Source organism: Kribbella sp. NPDC055071, from assembly GCF_053608045.1.
Genome location: NZ_JBSGUS010000019.1, coordinates 1 through 14,856 on the forward strand (window position 1 = coordinate 1; position 14,856 = coordinate 14,856).

General features: G+C 67.6%; 13 protein-coding genes. 6 read left to right on the forward strand and 7 right to left on the reverse strand.

The window, feature by feature from the left end; genetic code table 11:
- Window positions 1–411: 411 nt before the first annotated feature.
- Both ACWF4Z_RS28220 and ACWF4Z_RS28225 read left to right on the forward strand, forming a co-directional pair.
- On the forward strand, window positions 412–1,017 hold the full coding sequence (locus ACWF4Z_RS28220; protein WP_452246174.1) for a TetR/AcrR family transcriptional regulator C-terminal ligand-binding domain-containing protein: 606 nt from the start codon (window positions 412–414) through the stop codon (window positions 1,015–1,017).
- A gap of 57 nt (window positions 1,018–1,074) precedes the next feature.
- Complete coding sequence (locus ACWF4Z_RS28225) at window positions 1,075–2,658, forward strand: MFS transporter (protein ID WP_452246175.1); 1,584 nt, start codon at window positions 1,075–1,077, stop codon at window positions 2,656–2,658.
- A 64-nt stretch (window positions 2,659–2,722) separates the two neighbouring features.
- Here ACWF4Z_RS28225 and ACWF4Z_RS28230 read toward each other — a convergent pair whose 3' ends face one another.
- The 3 genes from ACWF4Z_RS28230 to ACWF4Z_RS28240 are packed head-to-tail and all read right to left on the reverse strand — an operon-like array spanning window position 2,723 to window position 4,870.
- Entirely contained in the window at window positions 2,723–3,205 is a 483-nt protein-coding gene (locus tag ACWF4Z_RS28230; RefSeq protein WP_452246176.1) for a GNAT family N-acetyltransferase, read from the reverse strand.
- Window positions 3,206–3,236: 31 nt separating this feature from the next.
- Window positions 3,237–3,839, reverse strand: a complete 603-nt coding sequence (locus ACWF4Z_RS28235; RefSeq protein WP_452246177.1) for a TMEM175 family protein — start codon at window positions 3,837–3,839, stop codon at window positions 3,237–3,239.
- A gap of 14 nt (window positions 3,840–3,853) precedes the next feature.
- The gene (locus tag ACWF4Z_RS28240; protein ID WP_452246178.1) at window positions 3,854–4,870 is read right to left on the reverse strand and encodes a M48 family metallopeptidase; all 1,017 of its coding nucleotides are present in this window, start codon (window positions 4,868–4,870) and stop codon (window positions 3,854–3,856) included.
- Window positions 4,871–5,157: 287 nt separating this feature from the next.
- Between ACWF4Z_RS28240 and ACWF4Z_RS28245 the strand changes: the two genes are divergently transcribed.
- A complete protein-coding gene (locus ACWF4Z_RS28245) occupies window positions 5,158–6,279 on the forward strand; it encodes a PLP-dependent cysteine synthase family protein (protein ID WP_452246179.1) in 1,122 nt (373 codons plus the stop codon).
- A 31-nt stretch (window positions 6,280–6,310) separates the two neighbouring features.
- Here ACWF4Z_RS28245 and ACWF4Z_RS28250 read toward each other — a convergent pair whose 3' ends face one another.
- The gene (locus ACWF4Z_RS28250) at window positions 6,311–7,183 is read right to left on the reverse strand and encodes a 1,4-dihydroxy-2-naphthoate polyprenyltransferase (protein WP_452246180.1); all 873 of its coding nucleotides are present in this window, start codon (window positions 7,181–7,183) and stop codon (window positions 6,311–6,313) included.
- 63 nt (window positions 7,184–7,246) lie between these two features.
- Between ACWF4Z_RS28250 and menE the strand changes: the two genes are divergently transcribed.
- Genes menE through menD form a run of 3 tightly spaced genes read left to right on the forward strand, consistent with a single transcriptional unit; the run spans window position 7,247 to window position 10,901 of the window.
- Window positions 7,247–8,338 carry an o-succinylbenzoate--CoA ligase gene (menE, locus tag ACWF4Z_RS28255; RefSeq protein WP_452246181.1) on the forward strand — a complete coding sequence of 364 codons (1,092 nt, stop codon included), beginning with the start codon at window positions 7,247–7,249 and terminating at the stop codon, window positions 8,336–8,338.
- The gene (locus ACWF4Z_RS28260; protein ID WP_452246182.1) at window positions 8,335–9,267 is read left to right on the forward strand and encodes an o-succinylbenzoate synthase; all 933 of its coding nucleotides are present in this window, start codon (window positions 8,335–8,337) and stop codon (window positions 9,265–9,267) included. The genes menE and ACWF4Z_RS28260 overlap by 4 nt, the downstream gene beginning before the upstream one ends.
- Entirely contained in the window at window positions 9,264–10,901 is a 1,638-nt protein-coding gene (gene menD, locus ACWF4Z_RS28265; RefSeq protein WP_452246183.1) for a 2-succinyl-5-enolpyruvyl-6-hydroxy-3-cyclohexene-1-carboxylic-acid synthase, read from the forward strand. The genes ACWF4Z_RS28260 and menD overlap by 4 nt, the downstream gene beginning before the upstream one ends.
- On the opposite strand, the gene mptB is transcribed toward menD, so the two are convergent.
- From mptB to ACWF4Z_RS28280, 3 genes are all read right to left on the reverse strand, one after another.
- Window positions 10,898–12,322 (reverse strand): polyprenol phosphomannose-dependent alpha 1,6 mannosyltransferase MptB, encoded by a 1,425-nt coding sequence (mptB, locus tag ACWF4Z_RS28270; protein WP_452246184.1) that lies wholly within the window; start codon window positions 12,320–12,322, stop codon window positions 10,898–10,900. The two genes, menD and mptB, sit on opposite strands and share 4 nt — an antisense overlap.
- A 71-nt stretch (window positions 12,323–12,393) precedes the next feature.
- Complete coding sequence (locus ACWF4Z_RS28275) at window positions 12,394–13,158, reverse strand: ABC transporter permease (protein WP_452246185.1); 765 nt, start codon at window positions 13,156–13,158, stop codon at window positions 12,394–12,396.
- Window positions 13,155–14,147, reverse strand: coding sequence for an ABC transporter ATP-binding protein (locus ACWF4Z_RS28280; RefSeq protein ID WP_452246186.1), 993 nt, complete (start codon window positions 14,145–14,147; stop codon window positions 13,155–13,157). The genes ACWF4Z_RS28275 and ACWF4Z_RS28280 overlap by 4 nt, the downstream gene beginning before the upstream one ends.
- Window positions 14,148–14,856: the final 709 nt, after the last annotated feature.

Consider the following 14,856-nt stretch of genomic DNA (forward strand, 5'->3'; position numbering starts at 1 on the left):
TCCCTGGTCGCGGTGGTGTGGGTCAAGGGTCGAAGATCGCGCAGCGACGCCGAAGGCGCCCTTGAGGCACGCCGCCGCGACTGGCACGATCACGCGGCCCGGAGACCGCGCCACCACATCCCGCTCCGCGCAAACCAGATCAGCGGCGTATCAGCACTTCGCGCCCCCGCCGAAGGCGGCAACAAGACAGCCGCCGCGGAGCGGTGTCCGATCAATACTCACGCGTCGCAAGGATCGTGTTTTACGCCTGAGGGGTGCGTACCACCGGGACGACTGGTACGGAGAGTGACCTAGGCCACTCGGGGATTTCTTCGAAAATCGTTTGTGCATTCCTTCACATGAGTCGTACTGTGATTGATGAAACGAAACCGTTTCGTTCTATCAGCAATCGTTCGATGACACAGGGTGATCATGGTGGAGACAGCCGGGGTGCGGCAGCGGCCGCGGGTCGAGGGTGGCCGCGAGGAGGAGATCCTCGATGCGACCGTCGCGTTGGTGGCCGAGCTCGGCTACGACCGGTTGACCATGGATGCCGTCGCGGCGGCGGCGAAGGCCAGCAAGGCGACGCTGTACCGGCGCTGGACCACCAAGGCCGAGTTGGTCGTCGACGCGATCAGCCGGGCGAAGGGCTGCCCGATGCCAGAGGATGTCGACACCGGCAGCCTGCGCGGCGACCTGGTCTCGATGGCGTGTGGTGACGGTGGTTTCACCGAGGAGCTGCCGATGTCGGTGATCGCCGGCCTCATCACCGCCCTGCACCGCGACAACGACCTGCAGACGGCGTTCCGGGAGCGGTTCCTGGCACCTCGGCAGGAACTCGTCGCAAACGTCTACGCCCGCGCCGTCGAACGCGGCGAGATCGGGCCGGACGCCGATGTCGAACTGCTCTCGATGACGCTGCCCGCGATCATCGTTCACCACGCTTACGTCCTCGGTCTCGAGCCGAACGACGAATTGGTCCTCCGAGTGATCGACCACGTGATTCTGCCTGCGGCGCGGGGGTCGCAGGCGAGCTGACCGGTGAGGGGCCGGTCCGCGATCCAGCCAGTTACACGCAAGAGGGGAAATATTCTTATGTCCGAAGACGTCGTCAAGGCCGATCCGCCGGAAGGCCGGCCGGCCGACACGGTGTCGGGTCCGGCCGCTACGGGTTCCAGCGCCGGTCACGGCCACCGCAACCTCGGCATCGCGCTCGCGCTGATCTGCATGGCGCAGCTGATGGTGGTGCTGGACGGCACCATCGTCAACATCGCCCTGCCGCACATCCAGACCGATCTGGGTTTCAGCAACGCCACGCTGCCGTGGGTGGTCAACGCCTACGCGCTCGCGTTCGGTGGTCTGCTGCTGCTCGGCGGCCGGATCGGGGACATCCTCGGCCGCCGCAAGGTGTTCATCTTCGGCGTCGTGCTCTTCGGGCTCGCGTCGTTCGTCGGTGGTATCGCCCAGAACGAGGGCGTGCTGCTCGCCAGCCGGATCCTGCAGGGCCTCGCGGCCGCGGCGGCCTCGCCGAACGCGCTCGCGCTGATCACCACCACGTTCCCGGCCGGCAAGGAGCGCAACCGGGCCATGGGCGTGTACGCCGCGATGTCCGGGGCCGGTGCGGCCGTCGGTCTGATCCTGGGTGGCGTTCTCACCGAGGCGTCCTGGCGCTGGACCTTCTTCATCAACACGCCGATCGGCCTGATCGTGGCCGTGCTGGCGATCCGGTACCTGGGCGAGTCGGCCCGCCAGACCGGCAAGTTCGACCTGCCTGGTGCGATCACCGGCACGCTCGGTCTCACCTCGCTGGTCTACGGTCTGACCCACGCCTCCACGGACGGTTGGACCAACGGCCTGACGCTGCTGTTCATCATCGGCGGTCTGGCCCTGCTGGGGATCTTCCTCGCGATCGAGTCCCGCTCCAAGCACGCCCTGATGCCGTTCCGGATCCTTGCGAACCGGACCCGTGGGGTCAGCTTCTTCGTGATGCTGGTCGTCGGTGCGGCGATGTTCTCGATGTTCTACTTCCTGGGCATCTTCGTGCAGAACATCATGGGCTACAGCGCAATCAAGACCGGCTTCGCGTTCCTGCCGTTCAGCCTCGGCATCGTGATCGCGGCGCAGGTTGCCTCGACCCTGATCGCCAGGATCGATCCGCGCTGGCTCGCCGGTGCCGGTGGAGTGTTCGTCGCGGCCGGCATGTTCGGATTCAGCCGGCTCGAGGTGGACTCGACGTACCTGACCCACCTGCTGCCGTTCATCCTGCTGCTCTCGTTCGGTATGGGTCTGATCTTCGTGCCGCTCACGCTGACCGCGGTCAGTGGCGTCGCGAACGAGGACTCCGGCGTCGGTTCCGCCGTACTGAACACGGTCCAGCAGATCGGTGGTGCGGTCGGCCTGGCGTTGCTGGGCACGATCTCCACCAGCGCGATCAAGGACAAGTTCGCCGAGCTGGCCCCAGGCCTGCAGCAGGCGGCACAGTCCGGGCAGTCGCCGGAGCAGATCAAGCAGCTGCAGGGCCAGTTCACCGCGGTCGCCACCACGCACGGATTCACCCGCGCGTTCCTGTGGTCGACGTTCCTGGCCCTGGGCGCGGCGATCGTCACGCTGATCGGCCTGTCGGTCAAGGCCAAGGATCTGGGCTCCGACAGCCAGAGTGGACCCGTCCACATCGGCTGACGCTCCGAAGACTCGAAGGGCCCGCTTCCCGGGAGGGGGGAAGCGGGCCCTTCGTTCGTTCCGGTCAGATCCGCTTGCTCATGACGAGCTCCCGGCGTACGCCGTCCGGCATCAGGTCACCCAGCTCGTCGGTGTCGCGGAATCCGTTCCGGAGATAGAGTTTGTACGCCGAATCGTTGCCATCCGCAACGGATAGCTTGAGCACGGTTGCGCCGGTGCTGTGGGCCCACGACTCGATGGCTGCCATCAACGTGTTGCCGATCCCTTTGCCGCGTCCGGCCGGAGCGATCCACATCGACACCAGCTCGGCCGTCGCCGTCTCGTCGTCGGTGAATCCGCCGGCCATGCCGACCGGCGTACCGTCTAGGCTCGCGATCAGCTGACGCGCCCCGGGCACGCTCAGCCGTTGCCGCCACCGCTCCTCGGGCGCGTCGATCCAGTCGGCCAGCTGCGACCCGAAGGCGTACGGCGCCTCCTCGAGCGCCGCCAACCGCAGCTCGCGCCAGAGCCGCCAGTCGTCCGGCCCGACCTCGTGTAGTTCGATCATGCCGACAGCATCTCCCGCGTCCGGCCTACTGTCAGGCGACTTTCTCCCGGCGGGCGCGCAGCGGGGGAAGCCAGTAGAACGGGATCAGGAGGGCGAACGCGACGATGCCGAGGACCGGCAGGATCGCGCCGAGGATCGTGCCGAGCGCGTAGAGGATCGGGCCGAACCGGAAGCGGCGGCTCATCGCGCGGGCCTCGGCGGGCGTGATCTCCGGACCGAGCAGGCGGTGACCCCGGCGGGCGTACTCCCAGATCGCGTTGAACGGGAGACCGCCCGCGACCAGGACCACGCCGTACAGGACGATCGCCGTTCGCTCGGACTCCCCGTTGCGCAACGCGGACGCGAAGACCCCGGCGGTGAACGGGATCAGCACGACCAGCAGCAACAACAGGGTGTTGAGGAGCAGCAGCATCCGGTCCGCGGTGACGATGTGGTCGAACATCGCGTGGTGGTTGGCCCAGATCAAACCGATCACCAGGAAGCTGATCACGTACCCCAGGTACGACGGCCACAGCTCACGCAGCTGGGTCAGCAGGTGATGCGTGTCCTCCGGGACCTTGATCTCGATGACCAGCAGGGTGATGGCGATCGCGAAGACCCCGTCGCTGAATGCTTCCAGGCGGGAGGTCTTCATCACCCCGCCGGAGGTCACCGCGGCGGGAACTTCGAGGAGACCCAGTCGCGGACGCCGCCGAGGCCGTCGCCGAGGTCGCGGAGCAGTTTGGCCAGCGGGTCCTGGGAGCGGGCGAAGGCGTCGGAGTACGACTTGGCCGCGTTCTTGGCTTCCTGCGAGATCGAGGCGCCGTCGTCGTCCTGACGCTTCGGGTAGTCGCCGGACACGATCGTCGTGTACTCGCCCTCGTCGACCCAGCGGCGCAGCTCGTGCGCGCGGATGACGGCAAGCGGGTGCGACTGCGCCTCGAGCAGCAGGAGCTTCAGGACGCTGTCGCGCAGGTCGCCGGCGCTCTCGTACTCGGTGCCCTGTGCAAGGAAAGCCGTGGTGTCGAGCTCGTGCAGTTGACCGCCGCTGGCCAGCTTCATCTGCACGCGCAGCGCGACCGCCGGGTCCTGGACGGCGAGCAGACCGGCGCGGTCGCCGGACAGCTCGGCCTTGCGGGACCACTCGTGCAGGGCGGCGACAATCGCCCGGATCCCCAGCGCGCCGATCGGCATCCACTGGAACGCACCGGTCAGCCGCATCAGCCAGAACAACAGTGACTGGTAGAGCGCGTGGCCACTCTGCGCGTGACCGAGCTCGTGACCGAGGACGAACCGGATCTCCTCCTCGTCCATGCCCTGCAGCAGCGCGCTGTTCACCACGATGAACGGCTGGTCCATGCCGATGGTGACCGCGTTCCAGACCGGGCTGTTGGTCACGAACAACTCGGGGAGTTTGCGAACGTCGAGCGTCGTACCGGCCTCGGTATAGAGGCGGTGAACGTTCGGGAACTGCCGCTCGTCGACGCGGATCGCCGACCCGAGGAACTGCAGCCGGAAGGCTCGCTCGTTGATCAGCCCGGACAGCTTGCGCAGGACGAAGTCGAATCCCTTCAGCTGCCGCAGCGCCACCAGTGCACCACGGTCCGCCGGGTGCTCCCACGCCCGCGAACTGATGTCGGTCAGCGTCGCCCGCTGCCGCGTCGGCCGGTCGTCGTTCTCGCTCATCCGCTCCCCCTGCCCAGTCGATTGGTCCCCCCAACCTAGCTCGTCTCCGGGGTCGCGCCCACCGGTACGGACCAGTTCATCCGCAAGTGCGGGACACGGCTGCATGCCCTAGTGCACCGCGTCGGAAGTTCCCTTGCGCTACCGGCGCCCAGGCACGCACCTCGCGGCAGCGGAGGAACAGCCACGATGGAAGAGCATCGAGGCCGCTCCTCCGCCACCGCGATGCACGCACCTGAACACCGCTATCGCTAACGGAACTTCCGACGCGGTGCACTAGCCTGACCCGCATGAGTGAGGTTGACGGGGTATGTCGTGAGGTGGACCGGCGCGACGAGAAGTCGCGCGCCTGGGTGTCGGAGGCGATCCGGATCGTCGACGCCGACGCGAACCGGAGCGCGGACACTCACCTGCATGTGTTCCCGATGCCGGAAGGCACCGGGGTAGACCTGTATCTGAAGGACGAGTCCGTGCACCCGACCGGCTCGCTCAAGCACCGGCTGGCCCGGTCGCTGTTCCTCTATGCGCTGTGCAACGGCTGGATCACCGAAGGCACCACGGTGATCGAGGCGTCCAGCGGGTCGACGGCGGTCAGCGAGGCGTACTTCGCCCGGCTGCTCGGGCTCCCGTTCGTCGCGGTGATGCCGCGCTCGACCAGCCCCGAGAAGGTCGAGCTGATCGAGTTCTACGGCGGCCGCTGCCACTTCGTCGAGCGGTCCGGCCAGATCTACGGCGAGGCGAAGCGGATGGCCGAGGAGACCGGCGGCCACTACATGGACCAGTTCACCTACGCCGAGCGGGCGACCGACTGGCGCGGGAACAACAACATCGCCGAGTCGATCTTCGAGCAGCTCCGGCTCGAGGATCACCCGGTACCGACCTGGATCGTCGTCGGCGCCGGGACCGGAGGTACGTCGGCAACCATCGGCCGTTTTGTCCGTTACCAGCGTCACGACACGTCCGTCGCCGTCGTCGACCCGGAGAACTCGGCGTTCTTCCCCGCGTTCGAGGCCGGCGACGACGACTTCTCCACCGGCCGCCCGTCCCGGATCGAGGGCATCGGCCGGCCGCGGGTGGAGCCGTCGTTCGTCCTCGGCGTGGTCGACCGGATGATCTCGATCCCCGACGCCGCCTCGATCGCCGCGATGCGCTTCTGCTCCCGCGTCACTGGCCGGCTGGTCGGTGGGTCGACGGGCACCAACCTCTGGGGCTCGCTGCGGTTGGCCGCGGAGATGCGTCGTACCGGCTCCCGCGGATCGATCGTCACACTGCTGTGCGACAGCGGCGAACGCTACGGCAACACCTACTACGACGACGCCTGGCTCCGCACGAGCGGCATCGACATCACCCCGTACCTGACCACCCTGGAAACCTTCGCCACCACCGGCCGCTGGTCCGAACCCGGCGAGTAGCTTCGCCCGGCACTCTGGTGTTGGCGGGGTATCAGGCTCCGAGTGCGAGGCCGGCGGCTAGGCCGATGGCGTAGAGGAGTTCGGTTTGGCCGGTGGCCTTGAGGACGGGGATGAGGGCTGGGCCTACGGCGTCGCTGGTGACTATCCGGATTGCCTTGATCGCGAGGGGGAGGGCGATGAAGGCCAGCAGGGTCCACGGAGTCGCCAGGACCGACACAGCCGCTAGGACGAAGGCCAGCGCTACGAGAGCGGCGTACAGCTGGCGGGAGCGGGGAGCGCCCAGTACGACGGCCAGGGTGCGTTTGCCGGTGACGGTGTCGGTGGGGATGTCGCGGAGGTTGTTGGCGACCAGGAGCGCGCATGCGATCGAACCGACCGACACGGCGCCGGCTACGGCCGACCAGCTCAGCTTCTCGGCCTGGACGTACGTCGTGCCTAGTACGGCGACCAGTCCGAAGAAGAGGAACACACTGACCTCACCAAGGGCCCGATAGCCGTAAGGCTTCTTCCCGCCGGTGTAGAACCACGCTCCGACCAGTGAGGCCGCTCCTGCGATCAAGAGCCACCAGTTGGACGTCGCACAGAGCACAATGCCCAGTACGGCGCCAACCCCGAAGCAGGTGAACGCTGCGGTCTTCACCTGTCCCGGAGTGGCGACCTTGGAGCCGACCAGCCGCAGTGGGCCGACACGGTTCTCGTCCGTCCCGCGGATGCCGTCGCTGTAGTCGTTGGCGTAGTTGACCCCGATCTGCAGGGCAAGCGCGACGCCAAGAGCCAGCAGCGCCTTCCACCAGACGAAACCGTCCAGGTACGCAGCGGCACCCGTTCCGACGAGGACTGGGGAGATCGCTGCGGGGAGCGTGCGCGGGCGGGCGCCTTCGATCCACTGGGCAAGGGAGGCCATGAACGGCGATTCTGTCAGCCACTCCGCGGACGTCCGCAGGGAGGGCCGTACGCTCGGACTGACATGTCTACTCTGCGACTGGTCCCCGGTACGCCGGATGCCGTGCTGTCAGCGCTTACCGGCGTACTGGATGGCAGCGGTACGCCGTTCGCGCCGATGCCGTCCGAGCCTGCGGAGGCGGCTCGCTTCCGGCAGGCTGCCGCACCGGATGAGCCGTTGGAGGACGACTGTGCGGTGGTACTGACCACCTCCGGGTCGTCTGGTGAGCCCAAAGGTGTGTTGCTGTCGCGTGCGGCGTTGGTCGCCTCTGCAGTCGCCACGCACGACCGACTAGGCGGACCGGGCCAGTGGTTGCTCCCGATGAAGCCGTACTTCGTTGGTGGCCTACAAATCCTCACTCGCTCGGTTTTGGCCGGACAGACGCCTGTAATGCTCAAAGACAGCCTCACCGCGGCGGCCGCGTCGATGACGGGAGTACGCCGGTACACGGCGATGGTCCCGACGCAGCTGGCGCGCTATCTGGAGACGGATCTGGACGCATTGCGGTCCTTCGACGCGATTGTGATCGGTGGTGCGGCGACGCCGAAGGCCTTGAAGGCACGGGCGGCGGAGGCCGGCGTCACGGCGATTCCGTCGTACGGGATGACCGAGACGGGCAGTGGCTGTGTGTATGCGGGTGTGTCGCTCAGTGGTACGTCGATCGGGCTGGATGAGGGACGGATCCTGATCAAGGGCAGCACGCTGTTCTCCGGATACCGGCTGCGGCCTGAGCTGACTGCTGAGGTGATGCGGGACGGGTGGTTCCGGACCCAGGATCGCGGCGAGATCGTGGCCGGGCGGCTGCGGGTGATCGGCCGCGTCGACGATGTGGTGATCTCCGGTGGCGTCAATGTCACGCTGACGACCGTCCAGGCTCGTTTGCTCGAGCACCCGCGGGTGAAGGACGCCGTCGTACTGGGTGTGCCCGATGCGGAGTGGGGGACGCGCGTCGTCGCGTTCGTGGTCGGTGAACCGGGCAAGCGCGAGTTGCGTGACTTCGTGGCGGAGACGTTGCCGCGGACGTGGGCTCCTCGCGAGGTGATCGGGCTGGACGCGTTGCCGATGCTTGCCTCGGGCAAGGTCGATCGCCAGGCGCTGCGGGACGGCGTGCGGTGATCACGTACGCGATCGGGCTGAAGAACAAGTTCCGTGGCATCACCGTGCGCGAGGGCATGCTGTTCGAGGGGCCGGCCGGTTGGGCCGAGTGGAGTCCGTTCCTGGACTACGACGACGCGACCTGTGTGTCCTGGCTGCGGGCGGCGCGCGAGGCGGCCGTCGACGGATGGCCGGCGCCGGTGCGAGACGTCGTACCGGTGAACTGCACTGTGCCCGCGGTCAGCCCGCTGAAGGCAGCAGAGATCGTCAAGGCGTCAGGCTGCCGCACAGCGAAGGTGAAGGTGGCTGAGCCGGGCCAAACGCTGGCCGACGATCTCGAACGAGTAGAGGCCGTCCGTGACGCGATCGGCACCGGTCAGGTCCGAATCGATGCCAACGGCAACTGGACGGTCGACGAAGCCGTCCAAGCACTGCGCGAACTCGACCGCTTCACCCTCGAGTACGTCGAGCAACCGTGCGCCGCCGTGGAGGACTTGGCCGCCGTACGCCGACGCACTAGCGTTCCTGTCGCCGCCGACGAGTCGATCCGCCGCGCCGAAGACCCCTTGCTGGTCAAGAAGCTCGAGGCCGCCGACATCGCCGTACTCAAGGTTCAACCCATCGGTGGAGTCCGGGCCTGTCTCGACATCGCGGAACAGATCAGTCTCCCAGTGGTCGTCTCCTCTGCCCTGGAGACCTCGATCGGCATCGCGGCCGGCCTCGCCCTCGCCGGCGCGCTCCCGGAGCTGCCATACGCCTGCGGCCTGGCTACCGTCTCGATGTTCACCCAGGAAGTAGTCACCGACCCCCTGCTGCCGGTCGACGGCTTCCTGCCGGTCAAACGCCTCCAGCCGGACCCTGTGCTGCTGGCCGCGGCACGTGCCGATGCGACCAGGACTGCCGTGTGGGAAGAGCGCATGACCCGAGTACGAATGAGGAGTGCCGAATGAACCCGTCCACGGCGTTTGCCACTGTGGTGGTCGATGAGCTGATCCGGAACGGGGTTCGAGAGGCTGTGGTGGCGCCGGGGTCCCGGAGTGCCCCGTTGGCCCTGGCTTTAGCTGCCGCCGATCGCGAGGGGCGGCTGCGGCTGCACGTGCGGATTGATGAGCGTACGGCGGGGTTCCTGGCGATCGGGTTGATCCGGGGGACTGGTCTGCCCGTGCCGGTGGTGACCACGTCGGGTACGGCGGTGGCCAACCTGCACCCGGCTGTCTTGGAGGCGTCGCACAGTGGGTTGCCGCTGATCGTGTTGAGTGCGGATCGGCCGCCGGCGTTGCGGGGGGTCGGTGCGAACCAGGCGACCGATCAGCTGAAGGTCTTCGGCTCTGCGGTCCGGCTGTTCCACGAGCTGGGTACGCCGGTCCGGGAGGTCGGCCAGGTCGCGTACTGGCGCTCACAGGTCGCGCGGGCCGTGGCCAACGCGGTGGGTGCACGGTCTGCGGATCCGGGGCCGGTGCAGCTCAACTGCCCGTTGTCGGAGCCGCTTGTACCTACGGACGGTCCGGAGTGGCCGGAGCGGTTGGACGGGCGCAGCACTGGGCCCTGGACCGCTATCCACGCCGCGGCTGGGCAGCCGTCCGCTGTGTCACCAGGTCCTAAGACTGTTGTGGTCGCAGGAGATGGCGCCTCGCAGGCAGCGCGGTTGGCGGCCGAGGCGGGCCACTGGCCGCTGTTCGCGGAGCCGTCGAGTAGGGCCCGGATCGGCCCGTCGGTGATCTCGGCGTACCGATTGTTGCTGCAGGCAAACGCTATGGCCGGGGAGATCGAGCGGGTGCTCGTGTTCGGTCACCCGACGCTGTCCCGGCCGATCTCGAAGCTGTTGGCGCGGCCGGACGTCGAGGTGATCGTGGTCGCGCCGACCGGGTTGTGGCCAGACCCGGCGCGTCGGGCGGCGTCGGTGGTGACGGGCCTCGAGGTCACCGGACCCGATCCAACCAACTGGTTGGACAGATGGCAGCAGGCGGATCAGTCCGCCCGCCCGGAGATCGAGAAGGTACTCGCGGACGCCCTCAGCGGCCCCCGGGTCGCGGCCATCGTGGGTGAGGCCGTTGGCGCCGACGGCATGCTGGTGGTCGCCTCCTCGAACCCGATCCGCGACCTCGACCTTGCACCGGTCGTCCCGATCCGGACCATCGCGAACCGCGGCCTGGCCGGGATCGACGGGACGATCTCGACCGCGGTCGGTGCGGCGCTGGCGAACGCGGGTCCGACGTACGCGCTGATCGGTGACCTGGCCTTCCTGCACGACAGCAACGGTCTGATCATCGGCCCGGACGAGGCCCGGCCGGATTTGCGGATCGTGGTCGTCAACGACAACGGGGGCGGCATCTTCTCCACTCTCGAGCAGGGTGACCCGACCCACGCCACCCACTTCGAGCGCGTCTTCGGCACGCCGCACAATGTGGACCTGGCCGCACTCTGCGCTGCCACGAGTACGCCGTACCAGCTGGTGGAGACGGCCGACGCACTCAGAGCCGCGTTGACGCCGACCGTCGCCGGGATGGACGTGGTGGAGGCGCGGATCCCGCGCAGCGGTCACCGGCCGTTGTCTGAAGCTCTTGTTGCCGTCCTGAAGGATTAGGCGGCCGCTACCGGCTCTTTGGCCTTCTTTTTCAACGGCTGCAGGGTGCGCAGGTGGTTGAGCAGCGGCAGGACCGCGGCGATGATCAGCGCGGTCGTGGTCAGGATCGGGATCGTCGCGCCGCGCAGTGACGAGTTGAGTGGCGCAGCGATGGTGAAGATCAGACTGACCGCGGTGATGATCGTGATCAGCCGGCGTCCGGGCCGGGCGACCGCGAGGAACGGCAGGCACCACAGGAAGTACCAGTCGTGCGCGCTCGGACCCAGCACGACCACTGCGAGCAGTGCGATCCCCACTGCGCGGGCGGCGTGGTGGATCGACGAGCGCAGACTCAGTACGGCGATCAGAGTGAGCGCGACGAGCATTCCAACGAGACGGACGATCGCGAGCGCCTGTTGAGCGGCGGAGTCGTCACCCAACCACTCGAGTACGCCGGAAGCCGCCATACCGATGAGGTTCGCGATCGAGAAGGGTGAACGGACCAGACCGGGTACGTCGAGCGCACCCATCCAGCCCGAACCCACTCCGGCCAGTTCACCAATTGTGACCAGGGTGAGCACCGAGACCGCGCCCGCAATGACCAGACTGGCGAACCGCAACGCCCGTCCGGCCAGAGGGCTCATCACTGCGGCAATGGCGATCACCACGAGCCCGCCCGGTAGCTTCACCGCAGCCGCAGCGCCCGCTACGACTGCCGCCGTACCCCAGTGGCCGGTGAGGGCGATGGCGAACGCGCTGCAGGCCAGACCGAGCATCAGCACGTCGTTGTGGGCCGCACCGATGCCGTGCGTGATCAGCATCGGGTTGAGCACCACCAGCCAGAGTGCGAACGTCGGGTCCACGCGGCAGGCGGTTGCGATCCGCGGGATCGCCCATGCGATCAGCACGAACCCCAGCACGGCGAGCAGGCGGTGCGCCAGCATCAGGAGGTACGGGTTCATGGTCAGGTGCGCGAGGAGACCGCCGTACGCGAGAGGCAGTGGACCGTACGGCGCGGGTGTCTGCATCCACATCGGGTCGACCGCTTCGATGATGTGGCCGGACAGTACGCCGGGGCCGACGTCGTACGGGTTGTAGCCCTTGGCGACGAGTGCGCCCTGCGCCGCGTAGCTCCATGCGTCGCGGCTGAACAGCGGCGGGATCAGGAGCAGCGGTGCGCTCCAGCACGCCGCCATCCGCAGCAGCGGCGGCTTGATACCGACCATCACCTGCCGGCCCACGGTCAGCCAGGCCCAGGCCATCAGCCCGAGCCCGGCGACCATGAACGAGAGTCCGACCATCCGGCCGAGCAACGTGTGACGAAGATCGCCGGTGATCGGCAGGGTGGCAACCCACGAGGACTGGGGCACCACCGACGTCACCAGGCTGGCCAGGGCGACGACGATGGAGCCGACCAGCCCACGGACCATCGGCGAACGCATGTGCAGACCGTAACGGGTCAGAGCGACACCAAAATGAACAGCGCGTAGCGTCAGGCCCTTTCCTGACAGGCTCAGGCACTTTCCTTACGGAAGGTGCGGGCTCCGACGGCCAGGCCGATCACTGTCAGCAGGACCACCCAGAAGAGCCCCCACAGCGACGAACTGCTGCCGATGTCGCCGCGGAACAGCGCTCGAACGCCGTTGACGACGTGCTTGAGCGGGCTGATGTCGGACAGTCGCTGCAGCCAGGTCGGCCCGATCTGCATCGGGAGCAGGATGCCGGACAACAGCAGCAGCGGCATCGCGATCCCGTTGAGCAGTGGTGCCAGTGCGTCCTCGCTCTTGGTGATCAGTGCGACCGAGTACGACAGTGAGGCGAACGTGGCGCCAAGGAGGGCGACGATCACCAGCGACAACAGCACGCCGGCCCATGGCGCTCTGAGACCCAGCGGGAGAGCGGCGACCAGCAGCAGGATCGACTGGACCACGAGCACGACGACGTCGCGCAGTACTCGGCCGGCCATCAAGGCGATCCGGGACGCCGGTGTGACTCGGTCTGCCTCGATCACGCCGGCCCGGTACTCGGCGATCAGTCCGAAGCCGACGAACATCGCGCCGAACATGCCGAGCTGGACGATCAGGCCGGGGATGAACACCTGGTAGGCGTTCGTGGTCGCGCCCTGACTGATCTGTGCGGTGATCGGCTTCAGCAGCGGGCCGAACAGGAACAGGTACATCAGCGGCTGGCTGAGCATCAGGATCGACCACATCGGATTGCGCAGCGACAGCCGCATCGCGCGGTGGAACACGATCCAGGTCTCTGTCAGCACCTTCATGCCGCGGACTCCTCTTCGTTCTCAGGTGCAGCGCCGGCGTCCTCTTCGCGCAGGGACCGCCCGGTCATGGTCAGGAACACGTCGTCCAGCGTCGGTCGGTGGACCTCGACACCGTGCAGCTCGATGCCCTGGGCATCGATCGAGCGGAGCAGTCCCGGCAGGATCGAACCACCCCGCGGGATGCGGAAGCCGACCACGTCGCCGTCGGTCTCGACCTCGATCGCGCCTTCCAGTTCACGGACGATCTTGCTCACCGCGGGAGCTTGAGTGGCGTCGGCGAGGCTGATCCGGACCGCGTCGCCGGAGACCTGCTGCTTCAGGGCTTCCGGGGTGCCGGAGGCAACGATCTTGCCGTGGTCGATGACCAGGATCCGATCGCAGAGCGCGTCCGCCTCGTCCAGGTAGTGCGTGGTGAGGAAGATCGTGGCGCCGCGATCGCGGAGGCCGCGGATGTGTTCCCACAGGTTCGCCCGCGCCTGCGGGTCGAGGCCCGTGGTCGGCTCGTCCAGGAAGATCAGCTTCGGGTCGTGAATCAACCCCATCACGATGTCGAGGCGACGCCGCTGCCCACCCGACAACGTCTTGCACTGCCGCCGCCACAGACCCGGCAGATCCAGCTCCTCGAACAGCCGCTGACCGTCCGCGATCGCCTTGGCCTTCGGTACGCCGTACAACCGCGCGTGATCCACGACCTCGTCGCCGGCCACCGCCTCGGGCAGCGTCGACCCACTCTGCGGCACGTAGCCGATCCCGCGCCGAACCCCCACCGGATCCTTCGCCAAGTCACAACCGGCCACGCTCGCGGTCCCGCTGGTAGGCGTGATCAACGTCGCCAGCATCCGCATCGTCGTGGTCTTACCGGCCCCGTTCGGACCGAGAAAGCCGACGATCTCCCCGTCGGCCACCGTCAGGTCAACCCCCTGCACGGCCTGCACCGGCCCACGCTTGGTCTTGAAGGTGCGGACAAGCCCGCGTGCTTCGATCATCATGCCCCCAAGTCTGAAGCACTCAACCTTGACTAGTCAATGTTGAATAACCGCTGATTCTTCCCCCCGGCACCCTCCGGCTACCGGCTAGGTGCTTGGGTGCCGCCCGGGCTGCCGGCCTGTTCCGGATCGGCCAGCGCTCGGCTGCCCTGAGCGGCGAGATCGCGGGCTACGGCCGAGGTGCCGGTTGGCGCCGGGAGGGTCTGGCCGGCGCCGGGTCATGTCCGCCGCAGACTCGGCGCGAGCTCGGAGCCCACAGGCCGAGAAGCAGCCGGATCCTCCGGCGAAGTGCGCGATCCGTCGCTAGCCATCTCATGGGATGTCCCATCAGGTTGTCCGTTCTCCCACTGCATTTCGGGGGGAGAACGGACAACCTGGGGGGTTATCCGGCTCTTGTGACGGGTGTGTGGGTTGATTGGTCGCCGCTGCGCGGCGGCTGGTCCGTTTGCCGCCTTCGGCGGGGCGCAGGTGGTGGATTCGCCGGCTCGTGTGGTTTGCGCGAGGCGACTGTGGTGGCGCGGTCTCCGGGCTGCGTGATGGTGCTGGTCGCGGTGGTGTGCGTCAAGGGCGCCTTCGGCGTCGCTGCGCGATCTTCGACCCTTGACCCCCACCACCGCGACCAGGGAAGGATCGCAGCTATTCCGGAGCCGCTCACCCGAGTGGTCGCGCGCTGGATGTGATCACGGGGGGGGATCGTGGTGAGGCTGACGAT

What these genes read in the sequence shown, in the direction of transcription:
- ACWF4Z_RS28220 (WP_452246174.1), top strand. Translation starts at nt 412, where the DNA reads ATGGTGGAGACAGCCGGGGTGCGGCAGCGGCCGCGGGTCGAGGGTGGC.
- ACWF4Z_RS28225 (WP_452246175.1), top strand. Translation starts at nt 1,075, where the DNA reads ATGTCCGAAGACGTCGTCAAGGCCGATCCGCCGGAAGGCCGGCCGGCC.
- ACWF4Z_RS28230 (WP_452246176.1), bottom strand. Translation starts at nt 3,205, where the DNA reads ATGATCGAACTACACGAGGTCGGGCCGGACGACTGGCGGCTCTGGCGC.
- ACWF4Z_RS28235 (WP_452246177.1), bottom strand. Translation starts at nt 3,839, where the DNA reads ATGAAGACCTCCCGCCTGGAAGCATTCAGCGACGGGGTCTTCGCGATC.
- ACWF4Z_RS28240 (WP_452246178.1), bottom strand. Translation starts at nt 4,870, where the DNA reads ATGAGCGAGAACGACGACCGGCCGACGCGGCAGCGGGCGACGCTGACC.
- ACWF4Z_RS28245 (WP_452246179.1), top strand. Translation starts at nt 5,158, where the DNA reads ATGAGTGAGGTTGACGGGGTATGTCGTGAGGTGGACCGGCGCGACGAG.
- ACWF4Z_RS28250 (WP_452246180.1), bottom strand. Translation starts at nt 7,183, where the DNA reads ATGGCCTCCCTTGCCCAGTGGATCGAAGGCGCCCGCCCGCGCACGCTC.
- menE (WP_452246181.1), top strand. Translation starts at nt 7,247, where the DNA reads ATGTCTACTCTGCGACTGGTCCCCGGTACGCCGGATGCCGTGCTGTCA.
- menD (WP_452246183.1), top strand. Translation starts at nt 9,264, where the DNA reads ATGAACCCGTCCACGGCGTTTGCCACTGTGGTGGTCGATGAGCTGATC.
- mptB (WP_452246184.1), bottom strand. Translation starts at nt 12,322, where the DNA reads ATGCGTTCGCCGATGGTCCGTGGGCTGGTCGGCTCCATCGTCGTCGCC.
- ACWF4Z_RS28275 (WP_452246185.1), bottom strand. Translation starts at nt 13,158, where the DNA reads ATGAAGGTGCTGACAGAGACCTGGATCGTGTTCCACCGCGCGATGCGG.
- ACWF4Z_RS28280 (WP_452246186.1), bottom strand. Translation starts at nt 14,147, where the DNA reads ATGATGATCGAAGCACGCGGGCTTGTCCGCACCTTCAAGACCAAGCGT.